Below are 22,119 nucleotides of genomic sequence, written 5' to 3' on the forward strand. Positions count from 1 at the left end.
ATGACCGCAATTATCGCTTTTATTTTCGTCATAGGGATATTGGTATTCATTCACGAGCTGGGACATTTCCTGCTGGCCAAGTGGAGCGGGGTGAGGGTGGAAAAGTTCTCGCTCGGCTTCGGGAAAAAGATATTCGGGTTCAGGAGGGGAGAGACGGAATATTTGATATGCGCGCTCCCGCTGGGCGGATACGTGAAGATGTACGGCGAGGGGACAGAGGGGAATTTCATCGTGGACAAGGTCGACCCGGGCTCGGACGCGGAAAGATACGGCTTCAGGCCCGGCGACAGGATCGTGAGCATAGACGGCATCGAGCTCACGACTTTTCCAAGGTGGAAGCAGCTCGAGAGCGCTCTCTCGAAGGAACCCGAAAAGGACTACCTCTTCGTCGTGGAAAGGGACGATAAGAAGATCGAAATTACATCAAAGGCTCGCGGCCTAGAAGGGGCGGACACTTACTCCGAAAAGGAGTACCCGAGGGGGTTTTCGAACCAGCCGCTCATCAACAGGCTCCTGATAGTGGTGGCGGGCCCTTTCATGAACTTCCTCCTGCCTTTCATATTCCTCCCGATAGTGTTCATGATAGGGATCACGGTGCCGGCGTATCTCGAGCAGGCTCCCGTCATAGGCTATATAAAACCCGGCTCCCCGGCCGCTGAAGCCGGTTTCAGGAAAGGCGACAGGATAGTTGAAATAGAGGGGAAAAAGGTATCCGACTGGAAGGACGTCAACATCGAGCTCCAGACGAACCCCGACGCGCTCCTGAATATAGAAGTGGAGAGGGATGGAGCGACGGAAGTGATTCCCGTAAAGGCGGCGGCGTCCCCGGAGGGTATAGTCGCGATAGGGTTCGGCGAGCCTATCAAAGCCAGGGTCGGGACCGTCATAGCCGGGACCCCCGCTGATAAATCCGACCTACAGAAAGGGGACGAGATACTTGCGATAGACGGGACGAAGGTAGCCGACTGGGACCAGATGGCTTCCATAGTAAAGGAAAATTCTGGGAAAGAGCTCACCCTCCTCATAAACAGGCAGGGCGCTGAGATAACCAAGAAAATTACTCCAGAAACCTCGGTCGAGACCGGGAAAGGCGCGATAGGCGTATCCCCTTATCAGGACGAGATCGTAAAAAAATACGGCTTCATCGATGCTATAGTCAACGGCGTGAAAGAAGCGGCCAACATGATAGTCGAGGTAGTGGTGCTCCTGTTCGGTTTCTTATACAAGCTCGTTACGGGCAAGATCGCGCTCGGCACTGCGGGAAAGAGCCTAGCCGGGCCGATACTCATAGCGAAGGTCTCGGGAGCGGCTGCCGAGAACGGAATAGCGCAGCTACTTCAGTTCACCTGCTTCATAAGCATCAACCTCGCGGTCATAAACCTCTTCCCGATACCGATGCTCGACGGGGGACACGTCCTTTACCTGGCGATAGAGAGCATCAAGAAAAAACCCCTCAGCCAGAGGACGCTCGAGATAAGCCAGCGAATCGGGCTCACTATACTCATATTCATTATGTTCCTCGCGATCTACAACGACCTCTCGAGAGTCAAGGGAGACATACTCAACTCGCTCGGCAGGGTCGTGAACGTCGTAAAATAACCCCGGCGCGGAATAAGGCATATAATTCCTTAAGCAGGGCATGCGGCCGCAATACTGATTCGCCCGTGCATGCTCCTTACTCAAATGAGCCTCCTCAAACTCGGCAAGGACAACTGGGCAAGGACGAGACCCACGAAAGAAGGGCTTACGTTCATCGCGCTAAGCCTCTTCGTCGGCTTCGCGGCCATCAACACGGGGAACAACCTCCTCTACCTCACTTTCGGCATCATGATGAGCTTCGTCGCCGCCTCCGGCATCCTCTCGATGATCAACCTCTCGAGGATAGAGGTGAAGCTGAAGCCCCAGGGAGACGCGTTCGCGCTCACCCCGGCCGCGCTCAAATTCTCGCTCGTCAACACGAAATCCCTCATACCATCCTATTCGCTCAACATAGAAATAGACGATAAGAAAACATTCATCCCGTACCTGCCGCCGAAGGTCCAGTCGTCGGCGTCGCTCAGGCACGTATTCGCGGTGAGGGGATGGAACAAGGTTCCGGAAGCGAGGCTCTCGACGAGGTTCCCCTTCGGGTTTTTCAGGAAATGGATAAAGATAGACCTCGGGGACGATGAAATTCTTGTATACCCGAAAATAGACGCTGTAAACGCCGCGATCGACAGATTCGATAAGAGGCCGGGGGAGGCGGAATCGGAAAAGCCGGGGTTCGGATACGACCTGAGGTCGATCAAGGAATTCAGGCACGGCGACAACCCGAGGCTCATACACTGGAAAACCACAGCCAAGACGGGGAGGCTCATGGTCAGGGAAATGGATGACGAGGAGTCGAGAGGGGCCGTGATAGAATTCCGCCCCGAAGGGGACAAAACGAGGCTCGAGCACCAGATAAGCCGTCTGGCGTCGCTCCTCGTGGCGTTGCTGAAAGAGGGGTTCGAGGTCGAGTTCATAGCGCCCGACAGGACTTTTTCGAGCTCCGTGACCGGCGGATCGCCGAGGCCGGTGCTGAGGTACCTGGCATTGTTCGGAAGCGAGGAGAAGCTCCGCGCCTAGGGGGGATAAAGACATTATTGTTTCCGTCATTTCCTACACCGATCGGGAACTTCATCTTTCGTTCTTCCTACAACCGTTCGTGCTGAGCGTGTCGAAGCACGCATTATTTGTCCTGTCATTGTAAGTCCTTCCCGGCCACGGCACGGCCTATGCCGTGATGAGTCGCCGAGATGAGCGACGACGCTCAAGATAAACTCCGCGCGGCAATCTCAAGCAACAAGCGAGATCGCCACGTCGCTTCCGGCTTCGCCGAAGACTACGCCGGACAAGCCGCTCCTCACGATGACAGAAAAGTTGGTATCATTGCTGTAGATGTCCAGTAATTCGTGGACAAAAGTTGTCCCATCAGAATACATAAGAAAGTTATTTATTTCTCTTCTTTTCCTTTCCTGAAATGATCCTGAAACGAGTTCAGGACATGGTTCAGGACAAGGATGAAAAGAAGCACACACGTAGTGTGTCTTACGATTGTTATGTGGCTGCAGGCGCAAATCTAACAATCGTAAAATTGAGCGGAAGCGGTGGTTAAGATCATTTGCCTGCGGGTGCTCACGCGCACAGAATCCTGGCTAAAATATCTTATTACGGCTAAAATCTATCAATTCCACCCCAGACCTACGGGAGTTAAACCCGTTCAACCCTTCGACAGGCTCAGGGCGAACGGGTATGGTTGAGCAGAGTCGGTGAGTAGGACCGTATGCCCGCGGGTGCTCACCCGCCGCCGGATTCCGTGAATGTCGGGAAATACAAACACCCCTTCATTACATGTTATCCAGTAAAATTACAGCCACGAACTATTTAACATCTACAATTACGAGGGAACGTTTTTTGTGACTGCGGCAATCTCATGAATAAAGCGAGAAGCGGGAACAATCCCGAACCTAGTGCGTCCGACCTTTTTTCACCGCGGCAACATATAGCGCACGGGGGTGAAAAAAGACATTCCGTCTATTTTCAGGTATAAAATCGTATGCCGCCCGACTCAGACAAAGACCTCGTACTGGAAGTTAACGAGAGATTCTACAGGGCCCTGGGCTCAAGGGACCTCTCTCTCATGGACACGGTATTCGTCCACGACGAAAGGGCCGGGTGCACGCACCCCGGATGGGTGATGCTCAGGGGGTGGGAAGCCATTAGGCAGAGCTGGGAGAACGTCTTCGATCCGGAAGACACGCTCGACATAAAGCTCCACAACGTCACGGTCGACGTAAATGGGGACGCCGCGTGCGTCACGTGCGTACAGGAGCTAACGTATATAAACAGGACCCCCGTTATGATGAACGTCTCCGTATCGACGAACCTGTTCGAGAGGACGGAATCAGGCTGGCTCATGGTGATCCACCACGCCTCGCCCATACCCTTCGTCGCGGAAGAAAAGGAAAGAGGAAAAAACAACAACTTGCAGTAAAGCCGCTGCCGACTGCCGTATTGAGCCTTTCTAATCCCCGTTGTGGTTAAAGTGGAGACCGCATTCCTTGTCGGAATCGTTCTCCCACCACCAGCGCCCCGCCCTCTCGTCCTCGCCGGGCTTGACCGCGCGCGTACACGGGGCACAGCCGATGCTTGGGTAGCCCATGTCGTGGAGCTTGTTGTAGGGAACCTTCCGCTCCTTTATATAATCCCACACCATCTTGCTCGTCCAGTCGACGAGCGGGTTTATCTTCAATATGCCGCCGTTCGCTTCATCGATCTCGAACTTCCGGGCCTCGGCCCTGGTCTCGAGCTGGTCGCGCCTTATGGACGTGATCCAGCCGTCCATGTTCACGAGGTAGCGTCTGAGAGGCCTCACTTTCCTTATGTCGCAGCAGAGTATCCTGTTCTCTTTCCCCTTGTAAAATAAATTCACTCCCCGCTCGAGCACCATCTCCTCGACTTCAGTTTTATCGGGGAAAACGACCTCTATCCTGGCTCCGTACCTTTTTCTTACCTCGTCCATGATGTCGTAGGTCTCCTGATTGAGCCTGCCCGTGTCGAGCGTGAATATCCTGGCTCCGCTGTCGATAGCCATGAGCATGTCTATGAGCACCATGCCCTGCGCCTGGAAGCTCGACGCGAGCGCGACCCTCGGATGCAGATTATCGTAAGCCCACCTGAGTACCTCGTCAGCGCCGCCGCGCTCGAACCTGAGGTTCAGCTCTCTGACCTCGTCCGGAGCGAATATCCGCTTCCCGGTCTCAGGGCCGGGTGTTTTTTTACTTATGGATCCCGATAAACTGATTTTTTATCACCTCTCCGCCTTATAATGTCCTTCATCTTATTATATACCCTAATGACCGAAATTCCTGCTTATCATAGCCGCGACATCGTAGCTGAAATACAGGGAAGACAGGAAATACCCCATAGCCACGGCCACGAAGGGTATGACGAACCAGAAGAACGCTATCCTGACCACATGGCGGTTCTGTGCCGTAACGGAAAATCCCTGCTGTGCGAGAGAGAACCCTATTATTCCGGACGTTACGATCTCCGCGAGCGATACGGGGACGCCGAAGAGCGAGGCCACCAGGATGATTGCCGCCCCCGTAAACTCGACCGAGACCGCCCTCAATATGCAGATCTCTGTGATTTCCTTGCCGACGCTGTCGAGGACCCTGCCGCCGAAAAGTATGGCCCCCACGCCCATCGCGGCTCCGGCCATTACCGCCCCGGCGCTTGCGTTCACGAGCCCCAGGCCCACGAGCGGCCCGACGGAATTTGCAGAATTGTTCGCTCCGGCGGAAAAGGCGACGAACACGCCCGACATGGTTATCAGGATTGAAAGTATTTTATTTATGCTCCCCTCCGAGTACCTGTCCGTCAGGAACTGCAGCGTTCTCAAATACAGGTGCTTGGCGATGAGGTAATTCACCGTGAGCGCCACGAGAGGCGTTATAACCCACCAGATGACGATCTCGAAAAATTTCTCGCCGTTCAGCGATTTCGAGTAGAGGCCGACCCCCACTATCGCGCAGACTAGAGCGTGAGTGGTGGCCACCGGAACGCGGGATATGTTCGCCCATGATATAAAAATAATCGCGATGAGGAAGATGATTATCACGAGTCCGATGTGGGTTGAGAAAATCGTCCCGGGGACAAGGCCGTTCCCGAGTGTTTTAACTACGGGCGTGCCGGCGAGTAGCGCCCCCAGCACGGCAAATATTGCAATCATTACGGTCGCTTCCCTTTTCGTTCTCACGCCGGCGCCGTAAGCCGTAGCCATGGAAGCCGCCGAATTGTTCGCACCGATGTTAAGGGCCAGGAATGCGGATAGAACGATAGCTATAGGAAGGACTAAATCCAAAGGGTAGTCTCCGTATGAATTTGAGGCATATGGTTTTGATTATAAAGTATCGTAAATCGATGCAAATTAAGTGCCATGATAAAAAATCGTGTAGTTAAGGGCTATATGCGTGATCCGCCTGTCCTCACCTTGATTAACGGGTAATCACTCCGTATATTTTTGTTACAGCTACGAGGGAGATATTATATCCATGACAGGCAAAGTTTCAATTTTAACCGGGGACGAGGGCCTGGTAAAAGAAATAGAAGATATCCTGGGAAAGGGCTCCGTCGAGGTCTTTTCCCGCGCCGAGGACATAAAAGACGCGGACGTGGTTCTTCTGGATGCGGATACGTCCGGCATCAATAATCTGGCCAGGTTAAAGGATAAACATTTCGTAATAGTCATTACAGCCGAAAAGGGTACCAGGTACCTGATCGAATCGATGACGTTCGGCGCGTTCGACTGCGTATTCAGGCCTCTCAAGAACTCAGCCCTGTCTGCATCGCTCGAAAGGGCATTAGGCATAAGAGAAGAGATCAACGGCCACCTGGTCGAGTTCCACGGGAACCCGCAGGGCTCAAGCGTAACGTGCGCGATCGTGGGGGACTCGCCCATGCTCCAGGAGGTGTGCAAGCTCATAGGACAGGTCGGGAGAGTGGACGTCCCGGTGCTCATAACCGGAGAGAGCGGGACGGGGAAGGAGCTGGTCGCGGAGTCCATATGGAAGGTGAGCACGAGGTGGGAAAAACCATTCGTCGTGCTTAATTGCGCCGCCATCCCCGAAACCCTTCTGGAGGCGGAGCTCTTCGGTTACGAGAAAGGAGCTTTTACGGGGGCTTCGGCATCGCGTACAGGTAAATTCGAAGAGGCCGACGGCGGGATTATATTCCTCGACGAGATCGGCGACATGCCGTTTTCACTCCAGGCGAAGGTGCTGAGGGTGCTCCAGAGCGGCACCTTCCACAGGCTCGGCTCCAATAAGGAGATATCGGTTGACGTCAGGATCATTACGGCTACGAATAAAGACCTCGAAAAGGTGGTGAGGGAAGGGAAGTTCAGGGAGGACCTCTATTTCCGCATAAACGTCGTGAGGATACACCTGCCCGCGCTCAAGGAGCGGAAAGAGGACATACCCCTCCTTTCCGAGTGCTTTACGAGGAGACACAGCACGCAGATAGGAAAGGAGATAAAAGGGGCGACGAGAAAGTTTCAGGCGGTCCTCATGGAATACGACTGGCCGGGCAACGTGAGGGAGCTTGAAAACGCGATCAGAAAGGCAATAGCGTTCACGAAAACGTCCTATCTCACTTCCTACGACCTCGACCTCCGGAGCAAACACAAGACGGTGAAACAGGCCGGCAATTTATCGTTCAAGGACGCTCTCAGGAGCTCCGTCAAAACCCTGCTCGGCTCGGATAGCGAGGAGAACATATACGATAAGGTCGTCAGGGAAGCGGAGATGGTCCTGCTAGTGGAAGCACTTGACGCGAGCGGGTGGAACCGTTCCAAAGCGGCAAGGAGACTCGGCATAAACAGGCTCACGCTCAGGCGGAAGCTGGAAGAATACAAGATCGGGGATGATTCGGGACACGTTGAAACGGACTGACCGGGCCCGCCCGGATTCAGAGTATCTCGGAAATTTTAAAAATAGAGTAGAAATCGATCCCCATTTCCCTGAACTTTTCCGCGGCTCCCTCTTCCCGGTCTACTATAACGAGTATTTTCCTCGCGAGAGCGCCCGTGCTCCGGACGGCGTCCACCGCGGTGATCACTGACCCGCCCGATGTGACGACGTCCTCGACAATTGCGGCATTATCGCCTGACCTCAGATTACCCTCCACGAGCTTCCCTGTGCCGTGCTCCTTCTCCTTCTTCCGGACGAGGAAGCCTCTGAGAGGATAATTCCCCCTGTAGCTCGCACCGAGAAGGGCGCCCACGATCGGGTCGGCCCCCATAGTCGGCCCGCCGACGGCCCCGATGAGGGGGTCGTGTTTTATTTCTTCGAGAAAAATGTCCGCGACGAGGGAGACTCCTTCCGGGTGAAGCGTCGTAATCCTTGCGTCTATGTAGTAATCGCTTTCTTTTCCGGACGCGAGCATGAACTTCCCTCTCAGGATCGAGTTCTCGAGGAGTATCCGCTTTAATATGTCTATTTTTTCAGACGCCAACACTGCCACCGTGCATGAATCAAACCTGTGATGCGCACCGCTGTCAATTTGCGGGAATTCTTTGACCCGCTAAGCCAGAATGAAAGAGGTGCCCGCCTAATCCTTTAGAGACCTCACCTTCCAGATATCCTCTGCGTATTCCGATATGGTGCGGTCGCTCGAGAACTTCCCTATGCGGGCGACATTCAGTATCGCCTTCTTCGCCCAATCCCCGCTGCTTTTGAATTCCTCCCCCACCCTCCGCTGCGTCTCGGAATAGGACTCGAAATCCGCAATGTGGAAATACACGTCGCCGTTCACGAGCAGGGATTCGTAAATCCATTTGAAGATCCCGTGCTCTTCCGTGCAGAATATATCGGACTCGAATGAGTCCAGCACCCTTTTCAGGTAAGGGCTCCTCTCGTAGATCTCCCTCGGATGATAACTGTGCGACTTTTTCATCTCCGCTATCTCGTTGGCCTTCAGTCCGAATATGAATATATTCTCCGCACCCACTTCCTGCCTTATCTCTATATTCGCCCCGTCCATTGTGCCGATTGTGAGCGCGCCGTTAAGGGCGAGCTTCATGTTGCCGGTGCCGGAGGCTTCCTTCCCGGCCGTAGATATCTGCTCGCTAAGGTCGGCGGCCGGAATTATCCTTTCTGCAAGGGTCACCTTATAGTCGGGGATGAACACCACCTTTAACTGGTCGTTCACCCTCGGGTCCGAGTTCACGACGCCGGCCACGTTGTTTATGAGCTTGATTATCTGCTTCGCCGCCCAGTATCCGGGAGCCGCCTTGCCGGCAAAGATATACGTCCTGGGCACGTTGAGCTGTGCGCCGTCTTCGACCACCCTGAAATACTGATGGATAATATGCATGATGTTGAGGAGCTGCCGCTTGTACTCGTGTATGCGCTTTATCTGCACGTCGTACAGGCTCTCGGGGTTCACGGCTACCCGCGTGATCCTGTGTATAAGCTTTGCGAGATTTTCCTTGTTGTCTTTCTTGATGCGTAAAAAGTCCCTCTGGAAATTCGCGTCCTCGGAATAGGCTTCCAGGGATCTCAGCTTGTAGAGGTCCGTTATCCAGCCGTCGCCGACCGTCCTGTTGATGAGCCTCGCGAGACCGGGGTTGCAATTGAGGAGCCACCTCCTCTGAGTGATGCCGTTTGTCTTGTTATTGAACTTTTCGGGAGCGAGCTCATAAAAGTCAGGGACGAGTGAGGTCTTTATAAGCTCCGAGTGGAGCTCCGCGACGCCGTTTACGGAGTGGCTGCCCACGATGGAAAGAAGGGCCATGCGCACCCTCTTGCCGTTCCCTTCCTCGATGAGAGACATCCTGCTGAGCCGGGCGGGGTCTTCGGGCCATCTCGACTTGATCTTTTTGAGCAGTCTGTCGTTGATATCGTAGATTATCTCCAGGTGGCGGGGGATGACGCGCTCGAAGAGCGATATCGGCCACTTCTCGAGCGCCTCGGGCAGAAGAGTATGGTTCGTGTACCCGAACGCGGCTTCCGTTATCGACCATGCCCTGTCCCACGGCACGTCGTTTTCGTCGATGAGTATTCTCATAAGCTCGGTAATCGCCAGAGCCGGGTGAGTATCGTTCAGCTGTATGGCCACCTTCGAGGAGAAATTGCCGAACCCGTCGTGTCTCTTGAGAAACCGTCTCACTATATCGCGTACCGCGCATGAGACGAGGAAATATTCCTGAATTACCCTGAGCTCCTTCCCCTGCTCGACTGTGTCGGAGGGATAGAGGACCTTCGATATGGTCTCGGACGCCATTTTCAGCTCGACAGCTTTCATGTAGTCGCCGCTGTTGAAGATCTTCATGTCGAACTCGGTCGACGACCTGGCCGAATACAGCCTAAGATAATTGACGGTCCTGCTCCCGTAGCCGACTATGGGCATATCGTAGGGGACCCCGTAAAGGAATTTCCAATCCTTCCAGGTCGATCTGAAGTTCCCGTTGACGTCCTTTTCAATCTTGACCTGGCCGTATATGGGCACTACGCATAAATCGTCGGGCCTCTCGACGAGCCACGGCGACTCCCCGCCGAGCCAGTGGTCGGGGTGCTCCACCTGGTAGCCGTTAATTATGTCCTGCTTAAAGATTCCGTAATCATAATTGATTCCGTATCCGAACCCGGGGATACCGAGCGTAGCGAGCGAATCCAGGAAACAGGCGGCCAGCCTCCCGAGGCCCCCGTTCCCGAGGGCCGGGTCGGACTCCGTTTCCGCGATCTCGCAAAGCTCGACGCCTAAGCTCTTAAGCGCGTCCCTGCAAAGGTCGAATATCCCGAGGTTTATGAGGTTGTTCGTGAGGGACCTGCCTATCAGATACTCGAGGGAAAGGCAGTAAACCCGCTTCGGGTCGGTCCTGTCGTATAATTCCTGAGTCTCGAACATCCCGTCCATTATCAATTCCCTGACGGCAAGGGATATCGCGTGGAAGAGGTCGTTATTCGACGCCTCCGCCAGCTTCTTCCCTATCGAGTATTTCAGGTGATATAGTATCCTGCCCCTGAGGAAGCTGGAGTCATAAGACATTTTTAACGCTGAATCAAAGTCGACCATCTGTCATATCCGTATATAAATATTTTTGAGTCAATATATAGCAGCCGGGGATATACTTACATGCCTGACCCCAGCATGAGGTAATTATACGTTTATCAGAGAATAAAGTTATAATCGCTTGTCATCCTCACCCCCTAACAGTGTATAATAAAAATCCGAAATACCAACAAACCTGAGCGCTTGACGCCAAATGGATCAAACAGAGATACATAAAAACACCCCGGGATATATAACGGATTACGACGTTTACCTGTTCAAGCAGGGCGCTCATACGAAGATGTACGAGAAACTGGGCTCTCATGTTACGGCGAAGGACGGGGCGCGCGGCGTGCATTTTGCAGTTTGGGCGCCTAACGCCGAGAGCGTCTCGGTAATCGGGGACTTCAACGGTTGGAACAAGGGCTCCCACAGGATGTCGCCCAGGTGGGACGAATCGGGCATATGGGAAACTTTTATTCCCGGCCTCGGGAAAGGAGAGGTCTATAAATATTACATTACGTCAAAATTCAATAACTACAGAGTGGAAAAGGCCGACCCCTACGCAAGGCGCGCCGAAACGCCGCCCAGGACCGCTTCGGTCGTATGGGAGCCGGATTATGAATGGAGCGACCGGGAATGGCTCGATAAAAGATACGAATATAACTCGCTCGATGCGCCCATTTCCATCTACGAGGTGCACATAGGCTCGTGGAGAAGGGTTCCCGAAGAGGGGAACAGGTCTCTCACGTACAGGGAAATGGCCCCCCTGCTCGCAGAATACGCGAAGTCGGCAGGGTTCACGCACGTTGAGTTCCTGCCGGTCATGGAGCACCCGTTTTACGGCTCATGGGGGTATCAGGTAACGGCGTATTTCGCGCCCACCGGCAGATACGGCACTCCCGAGGATTTCATGTATCTCGTCGACGTGCTCCATCAAAACGACATAGGCGTCATTCTCGACTGGGTGCCCTCCCATTTCCCGGGCGACGAGCACGGGCTCGTCTACTTCGACGGCACCTACCTTTACGAGCACGCGGACCCGAGAAAAGGGTTCCATCCGGACTGGGGCTCTTATATCTTCAACTACAGCAGGAACGAGGTAAGGACGTTTCTCAAAAGCAGCGCCATGTACTGGTTCGATCGATACCACATAGACGGCGTCAGGGCGGACGCCGTTGCGTCAATGCTCTACCTCGACTACAGCCGAAAACCGGGCGAGTGGTTGCCGAATGAGTACGGCGGCAACGAAAATCTACAAGCGATCAGCTTCATCAAAGAGTTAAACGAGTCGATCTATGCCCATCACCCGGACGTGCAGACGATCGCAGAGGAATCGACCGCATGGCCAATGGTCTCGCGTCCCACATACGTTGGGGGCCTCGGATTCGGGATGAAATGGAACATGGGGTGGATGAACGATACGCTCGATTATTTCTCGAGAGACCCCGTTCACAGGAAGTACCACCATAACGACCTCACGTTCAGCATAATGTATACGTTCACCGAGAATTTCGTGCTCCCGTTCTCTCACGACGAGGTGGTTCACCAGAAAGGATCTCTCCTCGGCAGGATGCCCGGCGACCTGTGGCAGAAATTCGCCAACATGAGGGCGCTGCTCGGATACATGTTCGGGCACCCGGGGAAAAAGCTTCTGTTCATGGGCGGGGAGATAGGTCAATGGGACGAATGGAGCCACGAGCGCAGCCTGGACTGGCACCTGCTGCAATTTCCCCTGCACAGCGGCCTCAGGCGTTGGGTCCAGGACCTGAACAGTTTCTATAGAGACGAGCCCGCAATGCACGAGATCGATTTCTCATACGAGGGATTCGACTGGGCCGACTTCAAGGACTACGAGCAGAGCGTGATAAGTTTTCTCAGAAAGAGCCGGGGAGAAAGGGAGATAGTGCTCGCCGTCTGCAACTTCACCCCCGTCCCCAGAAAACGCTACAGGATAAGAGTGCCCAGGGCCGGACTCTGGAGCGAGCGCTTGAACAGCGATTCGCATTTCTACGGGGGGAGCGGTATCGGCAACTACGGCGGTGTCCATACGTCGCCTGACGGCTACAGCTCATATATCGAGATAGACATTCCGCCGCTCGCCGTATTATTCTTCAAGTACGAGGGATGACATTATATAATTTCCATGATTTTTTCTCCGGGACGACTTTACATATAACCTTGTTTGAGCGTAGTTACGATGAAGACCGGAAGATCGACGGACATACGTACAGGAAAGCCTGAACCCCTCGGAGCCTCGTGGGACGGTTCCGGTGTGAACTTCGCAATATTCTCGGAGCATGCCGAAGGCATCGAATTGTGCCTGTTCACAAGAGGCATCCCCGACGCAGAAACAGCGAGGATACAGCTCACATCAAAGACGGGAAACGTATGGCACGCTTACCTGCCAGGGTTGAAGCCCGGCCAGCTTTATGGGTACAGGGCCCGCGGTCAATACAGCCCCGCTCAGGGATTAAGGTTCAATCCGAGCAAACTGCTCATCGACCCCTACGCAAAGGCGGTCTCGGGCGGAATAAATTTGAGCGATATTCACTTCGACTACGGTAATACGGCCAAGAGCGGCGAGACCGCGCCAGACCCCAAGGACAGCGGTGCATATATGCCGAAATCCGTTGTCATCGACGGGGCGTTTGACTGGGGGAAAGATTCCCCGCCCAATATACCCTGGGGCAGGACGATAATATACGAGCTCCACGTAAGGGGTCTTACCGCACTTCATCCGCGAGTCCCGGAAGAGCTTAGAGGGACATACACGGGCTTAACAGCTCCGCCCGTGCTAGACCATCTGCGCTACCTAGGCGTTACGACACTTGAGTTCCTGCCCGTTCACCAGAGCGTATCCGAAAAGAGGCTCCTCGAAAACGGCCTCGGCAATTACTGGGGTTATAACTCGATTTGTTATTTCGCGCCGGATATAAGGTTTTCGAGCGCGGCCTCACCTGGCGGACAGGTGACCGAGTTCAAGAGCATGGTCAGGACGCTCCACAGGGAAGGCTTCGAAATAATACTCGACGTCGTATATAACCATACGGCCGAAGGCGGCGCGGCGGGCCCCACGCTTTCACTGAGGGGGATCGACAATGCCGCCTATTACCGCCTCGACCGGAAGAACAAGGGGCATTACGTAAACTATACGGGATGCGGTAATACGGTGAATTCCGCAAAGCCGGCCGTATGGAAATTGATTATCGACAGCCTGAGATACTGGGTCACGGAGATGCACGTCGACGGATTCAGGTTCGACCTCGCGACCGCGCTCTTTCGGGAGGACCCTGAATACAGCAGAACGAACGCTTTATTCGGCATCATAAACCGGGATCCCGTCCTGTCGAAGGTCAAGCTCATTGCCGAGCCCTGGGACCTCGGTCCCGGCGGATATCAGGCCGGGCATTTCCCCGACCCGTGGTCCGAGTGGAACGACAGGTACAGGAACACCGTCAGGCGGTTCTGGAGAGGGGACCTCGGACAGCTGGGCGACCTCGCGTACCGTATAAGCGGGTCGAGCGATATATACGGATCGAGAATGAAGGGGCCCTACACGGGCGTAAACTACGTCACATCCCACGACGGCTTTACGCTCAACGACCTCGTCACCTATGAGAAGAAACATAACGAGGCTAACCTAGAAAACAACATGGACGGCACCGACTCCAACTACAGCTACAACTTCGGCGTGGAAGGGCCGTCCGACGACCCGGCAATCAGAAAACTGAGGGAGCGGCAGAAAAGGAACCTGATCGCAACACTCCTTTTATCACAGGGCGTCCCTATGCTCACCGCCGGGGACGAAATCGGGAGGACCCAGCAGGGAAACAACAACGCCTACTGCCAGGACAACGAAATATCCTGGTTGGACTGGAAGCCCGACGACTCCAAAAAGGAGCTCCTCGAATTTACACGGTTCATGATCGGCTTTCGGAAGAAGCACCCGATACTTAATCAGGGGAAATTCTTTCACGGTAAAATTGTCAGGGACAACGGATTCAAAGACCTGATATGGTTCCGGAAGGACGGGAACGAAATGACGAACGGAGACTGGCAGAACGGCAGACTCCTGTCGCTGGGCTTGATTAAATCGGGCGACAACCTCAAAAACATCAGGAGGCGGGTAAAGCCCGGATACGATAATACGCTTATGCTGCTGTTTAACGCCGACCCCGGGGAGACGGAGTTCATCATACCGTCGTACGGAATCGCAGAGAAATGGCAGATCGTCATCGACACCTCATCGGGAGTGGGATCGAAAGGACCTCGGAGGGTGCTTTCCGGGAATAAGCATATAATGCCCGGAAGGTCCCTCACCGTCCTGAAACCGATCTACACAAAAAAAATCGCCCGGGACCTCCCCGCGATCAAGCACTCTGAGAAATGAACAAGAGAGCGAGCGGCATTCTACTCCATATCACATCGCTTCCCTCGCGGTTCGGGATCGGGGACATGGGTCCGGAATCCCGCAGGTTCGCGGATTTTCTTCGCGAATCGGGGCAATCGTACTGGCAGGTGCTTCCGCTCAACCCGACCGACGGGACTTTCGGTCATTCCCCTTACAGCGGCCCCTCGTCCTACGCCGGAAACCCCCTCTTGATAAGTCCGGATTTGATGAAGGAGGCCGGATATCTGTCTGCAAACGATGTGAACATGAAAACCCTTCCCGATCCCGGGAAGGTCGATTTCGGGCTCGTTTCGGAATACAAGACCGGCCTCTTCGACCGTGCATTCAGAAATGCCGCTTCATCGCTTCCCGGCGACGGCGGATTTGCGGAGTTCACTAGAGCGAACGAACACTGGCTCGACGACTACGCGCTCTACGCTTCTGTCAAAAAAAATTTGAATTCCGGCACGTGGAGGGACTTCCCGGCTGATTTGAGAGACAGGGATAAAAAATCACTCGGGGCCTGGAGAGAGAAGGCCGAGAGGGAGATCCTCTACCACAAGTTCCTGCAGTACGTCTTCTTCGGCCAGTGGAGCTCGTTAAAGAAATACGCAAACGGTAAGGGTATCGATATAATAGGCGACATCCCCTATTACATAAACTACGACAGCTCCGAGGTTTGGAGCAATCCCGAATTCTTTAAGCTGGACGAAGACAAGAACCCCGAGTACGTATCAGGCGTCCCGCCCGATTATTTCAGCAAGACAGGACAGCTCTGGGGAAATCCGGTTTACGACTGGGAGGCTCTAAAAAAGAACGGGTTCGAATGGTGGATAAAACGCATAGGACATAACTTGAAGTTGTTCGATTCCCTGAGGCTCGACCATTTCAGGGGATTCGTCTCCTACTGGGAAGTGAAGTCCGGGGAAAAGACCGCGCTCAACGGGAGATGGGTGGGCCTCGACGCCGCGAGCTTTTTCGACACTCTGTTTTCCCGCTTCGACAAATCGAGGTTCATAGCCGAGGACCTCGGTTATATCACCCCGGACGTAAAGAAAATCATAAAAAAATACCGCCTCCCCGGAATGAAGATACTGCTCTTCGCATTCGGGGACGATTTCCCTTACGGAGACTACCTGCCTAATAATTTCAGCAACAAAAATTACGTCGTATACACGGGCACACACGACAACAATACAGTCATGGGATGGTGGAAGAAGGACGCGGGCAGCGCCGAGAAAGAAAGGTTTTTCAAGTATATAGGCGGTGAGATCGAAGCAGCGCAAATAAATTGGAAGTTCATAGAGTTAGCGATGTCGTCGATAGCCGACACCGCAATAATCCCTATGCAGGACGCACTCGGCCTAGGCGCCGGCGCGAAAATGAACAGGCCATCCACAAGATCCGGGAACTGGAGATGGAGGCTTGACCCCGGCTACTATAAAGACGCACTGGTGAAGAAGCTGAAAGGGATTACCGAAGCCAATGACAGGGGGCAACTTTCCTGTTAGTTTTATCCGTCTAAATACAATCTTAAAATTTATATTTATACTTATCTGAACCGCTCTACGGTCGGAAGTATCACGAAGAGGAAAGACGATTGATAAAGGTTCTATTCATAGCCTCAGAGATGGAGCCCCTGGCTAAGACAGGCGGGCTTGCGGACGTCATAGGCGTGCTTCCCAAAAAATTGAACGATATCGGGTGCGATATCAGGGTAATCATCCCTTACTACAGGGAAGTCAAGAAGAATCTCAGGCAGCTCAAGCTCAAGGTAAAGAACCTGTCCAGGGAAGTGCTGGTCAGCATCGACTGGCTCGCATACAAGGGGACTGTCAAAGAGACGACAGTAGACGGGGTGACGGTATATCTCCTCTGCAATGACGAGCTTTACGACCGCGACTACCTCTACACGACACCTAACGGCGATTACCAGGATAACGACCTCCGGTTTGGGTTCTTTTCTCTGGGTGCCCTCGAGATAGCGAAGGCACTCAACTTCAAACCGGACATCATACACTGCAACGACTGGCAGTCGGCCTTGGCCCCGATAGCGCTCAAGTGGAAGAAGCATTACAATAACGACCCGTTTTTCCGTAATTCGAAAATAGTTTTCACTATACACAATATCGCCTACCAGGGCATTTACGGCAAAGACATCCTCGACAAATTCGGGCTCAGCCAGTCTCTGTTCAATACCGAGCATCTTGAATTCTACGGGAGGGTGAACCTCTTGAAAGGAGGGATCATCTCTTCCGACCTGGTCACCACGGTGAGCCCGACTTACGCGAAGGAGATAAGGACGAGGGAATACGGTTACGGTCTCGACGGGGTGCTGCGCGTGATCTCGAACGAAGGAAAGCTGGCCGGCATACTGAACGGCATCGACTATGACGATTGGGACCCCGAAACGGACAAGGCCCTCTTCTATCATTACAGCAGCGGAGATATCGAAGGGAAGTTCCGCAACAAGTCAAGGCTCAAGAGCGTGCTCGGATTCGAGGCGAACGGGCACAAGCCTCTTGTCGGAGTGATCTCGCGGCTCGCGCTTCAGAAGGGTGTCGACCTCGTGGTAAGGTCGCTCAACAGCATACTCGACCTCGACGTCGACCTCGTCATTCTCGGGAAAGGCGACAAGAGGTACGAGAAACTGCTCCATGACGTTTCCGCCGACTACAGGGGGAATTTCAAGGCGATTATAGGTTACGACGAGTCGAAGGCCAGGCGCATATACGCCGGCTGCGATATGTTCCTGATGCCGTCGAGATTCGAGCCCTGCGGGCTCGGCCAGCTGATATCGCTCAGGTACGGGACCATCCCTATAGTAAGGGGCACGGGCGGGCTCCTCGATACGATTACCGATTACACGGCGAACAAAGAGTCGGGAAACGGCTTTATTTTCCAGCGCTTCAACGAGCATGACATGGTGGATTCGATAGAAAGGGCGTTGCGCGTCTATAGAAACCGTGAAGAATGGATAAACCTGATAAAAACCGGAATGACGATGGACTTTTCGTGGAACAGATCGAGCAAGGTTTATCTCAGGCATTACAAAGCGCTTCTCGGGAGAGCTTGACCGTTGTAATCCGACAGGGAAATAATCCGCTCGGCTCGATTCCCCCCACGTTCTATATATAAATACACAATGAGAGAGCATACTTATGCCGGTTCATTTTTCACCGCGCGGAAATTCGATGATATATTTATCCTTTTCGATAAAACGTAAGGGATAATTAAGCATGCGAAAATATGAATCGGCTTTGAGGCAGAACGTCCTCTGGTGGGTTGACGAAATAAAATCCGTGGACATTCTCGTCGGAATACCGTGCTATAACTGCGAGGACTCGATCGGATTCGTAGTCGAACAGGTAGCCAAGGGTTTGTCCCAATACTTTCCTGAGTATAAAGCGGCAATCTTCATAAGCGACGGGGGCTCTCTCGACGACACGAGGGAGAACGCCTATCAGGCCAAGATCCCGGAGAATATACACAGAAGGGTCACGATATACAGAGGTTTTCCGGGGAAGGGTACTTCGTTCAGAGCCGTATTCGAGCTCGCGATCATGCTCAAGGTAAAAGCGATTGCAGTATTCGACGCGGACCTGAGGAGCATTACCCCTGAGTGGGTTAAATTCATAGTCGAGCCCATTCTCGACGGCTCGGCCGGGTTTGTCGCCCCTTATTACAGAAGACACAAATTCGACGGTACAATCACGAACCAGATCGTATACCCCTTGACCCGGGCGCTCTACGGGATCGACGTCAGGCAGCCGATAGGCGGGGATTTCGGCTTTTGTCCCGAGCTCGCCGCTTTTTACGTCAAGCAGGACGTATGGGACACGGACGTGGCGCGGTTCGGTATAGACATCTGGATGACGACATGCGCCGTGAACGAAGGACATAAGATCGTTCAAACCTACCTGGGCACCAAGATACACGGCGCGAAGGACCCGGCGTCCGATCTCGGGCCCATGTTCAGGCAGGTAGTCAGCACCGTCTTTTACCTGATGAGCAAATACGAGCACAACTGGCACAGGGAGAACCCTTTCCGGGCAATCCAGATCAACCACAAGATCGAGGAAGAGCCGAAACTGGAGGCCATATCGGTCAGCATGAACGACCTCCGCGAAGAGTTCGTCGAGGGGTTCAAGCACTTCCGCCCGATGTACATTGAGATCTTGAACGACGATAACCTCGAAAGACTGGACGATATATACAACAACTGGAATTCCAACAAGGATGCCGAGTTCGATGCCGTGCTCTGGAGCAAGATACTTTACGATTTCGCCTATATCTACCAGCAGTGGCAGCGTAACAAGAGGAGGCTCGTCGATATAATTACGCCGCTTTACTTCGGAAGAGTGAAGAGCTACTGCCAGCAGGTCATGAGCCTGACGAGCGATGAAGCGGAGCAGGTCGTTCAGGACCAGGCGAGGATCTTCGAGGAAAATAAATCCTACCTGCTCAAGAGGTTCGAGATCTGGGAAGACTGATTTCTCCATTCCCGGCTGACCCGGCACTCAAGCGGGCTCCTTCCGTTCATAACGCATATTTCAACTGAGGAGCAGTCAGGCAATCGGTATAATTACTACGATGCCTGCCCCGTACGTCTGATACACATACTTGTGTTTAGAACGGGCATCCGTGGAGGCCGTGCTTTGATTTCAACGATATCTCAAAAATACTGCATGCTGCATATATCGAGGGCGGATATACATGGCCTCTGACGTCAGGCGCACGATAGGACTCCTGGGGGCCGTGGGAATAGGCGTCGGCGCGATCATCGGGGGCGGCATTCTTGCCCTTGCCGGTGTCGCGTTCGCCGTTACGGGCCCTAGCGCCATACTGGCATTCGCGCTCAACGGAGTGATCGCGATCATCACTGCCTTAAGCTTCGCCGAGCTGTCGGCCGCCTTTCCCGAGTCGGGCGGGACCTACGTCTTCTCGAAAAAAGTCTTATCGATCAGGGCCGCATTCGCTGTTGGATGGGTCGTGTGGTTCGCGTCCATAGTAGCCGCCGTACTCTACGCCGTTGGAGCCGGGTATTTCATAGGGATCCTGATCGACAGGCTCTTATCGGCGATTCCCGGGTCCCCTGACGGATGGATAAGCGCCAACAGAACCGCCGGGGGGATCGCGTTAATCGCCATAGTCTATTACACGCTAGGCCTGATACATAACAAGGGCGGCGGGAGCGTCCTGGCGAATATCGGGAAAATCGCCGCCTTCTCGGTACTCATCATTGCAGGGTTTGCGGCGCTGCCCGGGGAAACGTCCGCCGATATAAGGCGGGATTTCACTCCATTCCTGGCATTCGGCACTCTCGGATTGATACAGGCGATGGGCTATACATTCATAGCACTCCAGGGGTTTGACCTCATTGCGGCCGTCGCGGGCGAGATCAAGAATCCCGGAAGGACTATTCCCAGGGCGATGATGATCTCGCTCGTCATCGCTCTCGCCATTTACATCCCCTTAATCTTCGTAATCGCCGTCTCCGGGACCAAACCTGGAGAATCGATTACGGCGCTCAGCAAGGCGAACCCGGAATCGATCATAGCGCTGGCCGCCGAAACATACCTGGGGAAGGCCGGTTACTGGATCGTCATAGCGGCTGCCGTTCTATCGATGCTCTCCGCGCTATACGCGAATATACTGGCTGCATCGAGGGTGGCCCAGAGCATGGCCCGCGACCGTACACTGCCGAGGAAGCTGGGGACTGTCGATGAAAGACGCGGGACCCCGGTTAACGCTATCGCGGCGACGGCCTTGATTATAGCGGCAACCGTATTTATAGTGCCGGATGTAGGCTCCGCCGGAGCCGCGGCGAGTCTGATTTTCCTCTTGACTTTCGCCCTCGCCCAATGGATTGCTGTAGTTGCACGCAGGAGGAGGAGCCCGGTCGAAGGGTCGTTTCTTACACCATTCTATCCCTATCTCCCCGTCTTCGGCATAACCGCCTGCCTCGGTCTCGCCGTGTTCCAGGGTATTACGGTTCCCGTTGCCGGGGTGATCGCGGTTATATGGCTCGGAATCGGAGGGTGTCTCTACGTCATACTTTTCGGGCGCAGCGCAAGAATTTTCGACGCTTCGTCCGAGGGCTTCGACCCCGAGCTCGTCAGGCTGAGAGGCAGAAGCCCGCTCGTGCTCGTCCCTATTGCTAACCCGGCTAACGCGGCCCCGATGATAAGGGTCGCGGGCGCGCTCGCTCCCCCTGAAACGGGGAGGGTTCTACTCCTGTCCGTGGTGCTTTCCGGAAGCGGTGAAAACACAGAGAGGGAGGAGGATCTGATCGCGAACTCGCAGAAAGTTCTTCGGGAAGCGATCTCGGCCTCACTCGAGATCGGGCTTTCACCGGAAGCCCTGATCACCATCGCCGAGAGGCCATGGCCCGAGATAATACGGGTGTCCGAGACGCACGGATGCGAAAGCCTGCTTCTAGGCTTGACACAATTCACCGACAGCGAAACGGAGAAGAACCTCGAAGCGCTCCTCAACAGCGTCGACAGCGACGTCGTGATTCTCCGCGCTCCCGGCGACTGGCAGATGATGGACGTAAAGCAAATCCTCGTACCTGTCGGAGGGAGGGGCAGCCATGGGGAGCTCCTCGCAAGGATACTGGGCAGCATTTGCCGCTCCGGCAATCCCGAGATCACCTTCCTCAGGGTCTTACCGGAAGACACGGACTGGAGAACATACGACAGGGCGAGAAGGGAGCTTTTCCTTTACGCGGCCGACCAGGCCGTGAAGGGGGAGATAAAAATACAGGTGGATAGATCGGACGATATAGCCGCCCGAATTATTGAGCGCGTGACCGGAAGCGACCTCGCGATACTCGGTATACGGAGGCTCGGCAGACGGCAGAAATTTCTCGGGGAGCTGACACTGAGGATCGCTCGAGAGACCGACCGACCGCTCCTGATGATAAGCAAGGGGAGCTAGGGGCGTCGGGACTGACCGGCTGACGCCATGCGAAAATACAAGGGGCTCACTCGATCGATTTAATATGCTGAAAACATTGAGAAATCGGCCCGTTTTCTATTGAGCTTGGAGAGACCGTACGGTCGGGATCGTAAAACTTAATAATTTAAGCTCTTTTCAGCTGCACCCCCCCTAGCAAAAGTGCACGAAAACCGGCTGGAATGTTGGGT

General features: G+C 54.1%; 14 protein-coding genes. 10 read left to right on the plus strand and 4 right to left on the minus strand.

Annotated elements, in window-relative coordinates; translation table 11 throughout:
- From rseP to AB1598_07830, 3 genes are all read left to right on the plus strand, one after another.
- On the plus strand, nucleotides 1–1,599 hold the full coding sequence (gene rseP, locus AB1598_07820) for an RIP metalloprotease RseP (GenBank protein MEW6144905.1): 1,599 nt from the start codon (nucleotides 1–3) through the stop codon (nucleotides 1,597–1,599).
- 84 nt (nucleotides 1,600–1,683) lie between these two features.
- A complete protein-coding gene (locus AB1598_07825; GenBank protein MEW6144906.1) occupies nucleotides 1,684–2,607 on the plus strand; it encodes a DUF58 domain-containing protein in 924 nt (307 codons plus the stop codon).
- A 970-nt stretch (nucleotides 2,608–3,577) separates the two neighbouring features.
- Nucleotides 3,578–4,015, plus strand: a complete 438-nt coding sequence (locus AB1598_07830; protein MEW6144907.1) for a nuclear transport factor 2 family protein — start codon at nucleotides 3,578–3,580, stop codon at nucleotides 4,013–4,015.
- A gap of 30 nt (nucleotides 4,016–4,045) precedes the next feature.
- Here AB1598_07830 and AB1598_07835 read toward each other — a convergent pair whose 3' ends face one another.
- Both AB1598_07835 and AB1598_07840 read right to left on the minus strand, forming a co-directional pair.
- Nucleotides 4,046–4,825 carry a phosphoadenylyl-sulfate reductase gene (locus AB1598_07835; GenBank protein MEW6144908.1) on the minus strand — a complete coding sequence of 260 codons (780 nt, stop codon included), beginning with the start codon at nucleotides 4,823–4,825 and terminating at the stop codon, nucleotides 4,046–4,048.
- 48 nt (nucleotides 4,826–4,873) lie between these two features.
- The gene (locus tag AB1598_07840) at nucleotides 4,874–5,887 is read right to left on the minus strand and encodes an inorganic phosphate transporter (GenBank protein MEW6144909.1); all 1,014 of its coding nucleotides are present in this window, start codon (nucleotides 5,885–5,887) and stop codon (nucleotides 4,874–4,876) included.
- A 190-nt stretch (nucleotides 5,888–6,077) separates the two neighbouring features.
- Here AB1598_07840 and AB1598_07845 point away from each other — a divergent pair, with 190 nt between their 5' ends.
- The gene (locus AB1598_07845; GenBank protein ID MEW6144910.1) at nucleotides 6,078–7,475 is read left to right on the plus strand and encodes a sigma-54 dependent transcriptional regulator; all 1,398 of its coding nucleotides are present in this window, start codon (nucleotides 6,078–6,080) and stop codon (nucleotides 7,473–7,475) included.
- 16 nt (nucleotides 7,476–7,491) lie between these two features.
- On the opposite strand, the gene pyrE is transcribed toward AB1598_07845, so the two are convergent.
- Both pyrE and AB1598_07855 read right to left on the minus strand, forming a co-directional pair.
- Nucleotides 7,492–8,037, minus strand: a complete 546-nt coding sequence (gene pyrE / locus AB1598_07850) for an orotate phosphoribosyltransferase (GenBank protein MEW6144911.1) — start codon at nucleotides 8,035–8,037, stop codon at nucleotides 7,492–7,494.
- Nucleotides 8,038–8,133: 96 nt separating this feature from the next.
- Nucleotides 8,134–10,599, minus strand: coding sequence for a glycogen/starch/alpha-glucan phosphorylase (locus tag AB1598_07855; GenBank protein ID MEW6144912.1), 2,466 nt, complete (start codon nucleotides 10,597–10,599; stop codon nucleotides 8,134–8,136).
- 190 nt (nucleotides 10,600–10,789) lie between these two features.
- Between AB1598_07855 and glgB the strand changes: the two genes are divergently transcribed.
- From glgB to AB1598_07885, 6 genes are all read left to right on the plus strand, one after another.
- On the plus strand, nucleotides 10,790–12,706 hold the full coding sequence (gene glgB / locus AB1598_07860) for a 1,4-alpha-glucan branching protein GlgB (protein ID MEW6144913.1): 1,917 nt from the start codon (nucleotides 10,790–10,792) through the stop codon (nucleotides 12,704–12,706).
- Between the two features lie 69 nt (nucleotides 12,707–12,775).
- Nucleotides 12,776–14,968: a glycogen debranching protein GlgX gene (glgX, locus tag AB1598_07865; protein MEW6144914.1), complete on the plus strand. Its 2,193-nt coding sequence runs from the start codon at nucleotides 12,776–12,778 to the stop codon at nucleotides 14,966–14,968.
- Nucleotides 14,965–16,479: a 4-alpha-glucanotransferase gene (malQ, locus tag AB1598_07870; protein ID MEW6144915.1), complete on the plus strand. Its 1,515-nt coding sequence runs from the start codon at nucleotides 14,965–14,967 to the stop codon at nucleotides 16,477–16,479. Before glgX ends, malQ begins: the two co-directional genes overlap by 4 nt.
- An 89-nt stretch (nucleotides 16,480–16,568) precedes the next feature.
- Nucleotides 16,569–18,044 (plus strand): glycogen synthase GlgA, encoded by a 1,476-nt coding sequence (gene glgA / locus AB1598_07875; protein ID MEW6144916.1) that lies wholly within the window; start codon nucleotides 16,569–16,571, stop codon nucleotides 18,042–18,044.
- Between the two features lie 163 nt (nucleotides 18,045–18,207).
- Nucleotides 18,208–19,461: a glycosyltransferase gene (locus tag AB1598_07880; GenBank protein ID MEW6144917.1), complete on the plus strand. Its 1,254-nt coding sequence runs from the start codon at nucleotides 18,208–18,210 to the stop codon at nucleotides 19,459–19,461.
- 223 nt (nucleotides 19,462–19,684) lie between these two features.
- The gene (locus AB1598_07885) at nucleotides 19,685–21,910 is read left to right on the plus strand and encodes an amino acid permease (GenBank protein ID MEW6144918.1); all 2,226 of its coding nucleotides are present in this window, start codon (nucleotides 19,685–19,687) and stop codon (nucleotides 21,908–21,910) included.
- Nucleotides 21,911–22,119: the final 209 nt, after the last annotated feature.

This window comes from Thermodesulfobacteriota bacterium, assembly GCA_040754335.1.
Lineage (GTDB): Bacteria > Desulfobacterota_D > UBA1144 > Nemesobacterales > UBA2774 > 2-12-FULL-53-21.

Coding starts and splice junctions, on each gene's coding strand:
- AB1598_07845 (MEW6144910.1), top strand. CDS start 6,078: ATGACAGGCAAAGTTTCAATTTTAACCGGGGACGAGGGCCTGGTAAAA.
- AB1598_07855 (MEW6144912.1), bottom strand. CDS start 10,599: ATGGTCGACTTTGATTCAGCGTTAAAAATGTCTTATGACTCCAGCTTC.
- glgB (MEW6144913.1), top strand. CDS start 10,790: ATGGATCAAACAGAGATACATAAAAACACCCCGGGATATATAACGGAT.
- AB1598_07885 (MEW6144918.1), top strand. CDS start 19,685: ATGGCCTCTGACGTCAGGCGCACGATAGGACTCCTGGGGGCCGTGGGA.
- AB1598_07825 (MEW6144906.1), top strand. CDS start 1,684: ATGAGCCTCCTCAAACTCGGCAAGGACAACTGGGCAAGGACGAGACCC.
- glgX (MEW6144914.1), top strand. CDS start 12,776: ATGAAGACCGGAAGATCGACGGACATACGTACAGGAAAGCCTGAACCC.
- malQ (MEW6144915.1), top strand. CDS start 14,965: ATGAACAAGAGAGCGAGCGGCATTCTACTCCATATCACATCGCTTCCC.
- AB1598_07830 (MEW6144907.1), top strand. CDS start 3,578: ATGCCGCCCGACTCAGACAAAGACCTCGTACTGGAAGTTAACGAGAGA.
- AB1598_07880 (MEW6144917.1), top strand. CDS start 18,208: ATGCGAAAATATGAATCGGCTTTGAGGCAGAACGTCCTCTGGTGGGTT.
- rseP (MEW6144905.1), top strand. CDS start 1: ATGACCGCAATTATCGCTTTTATTTTCGTCATAGGGATATTGGTATTC.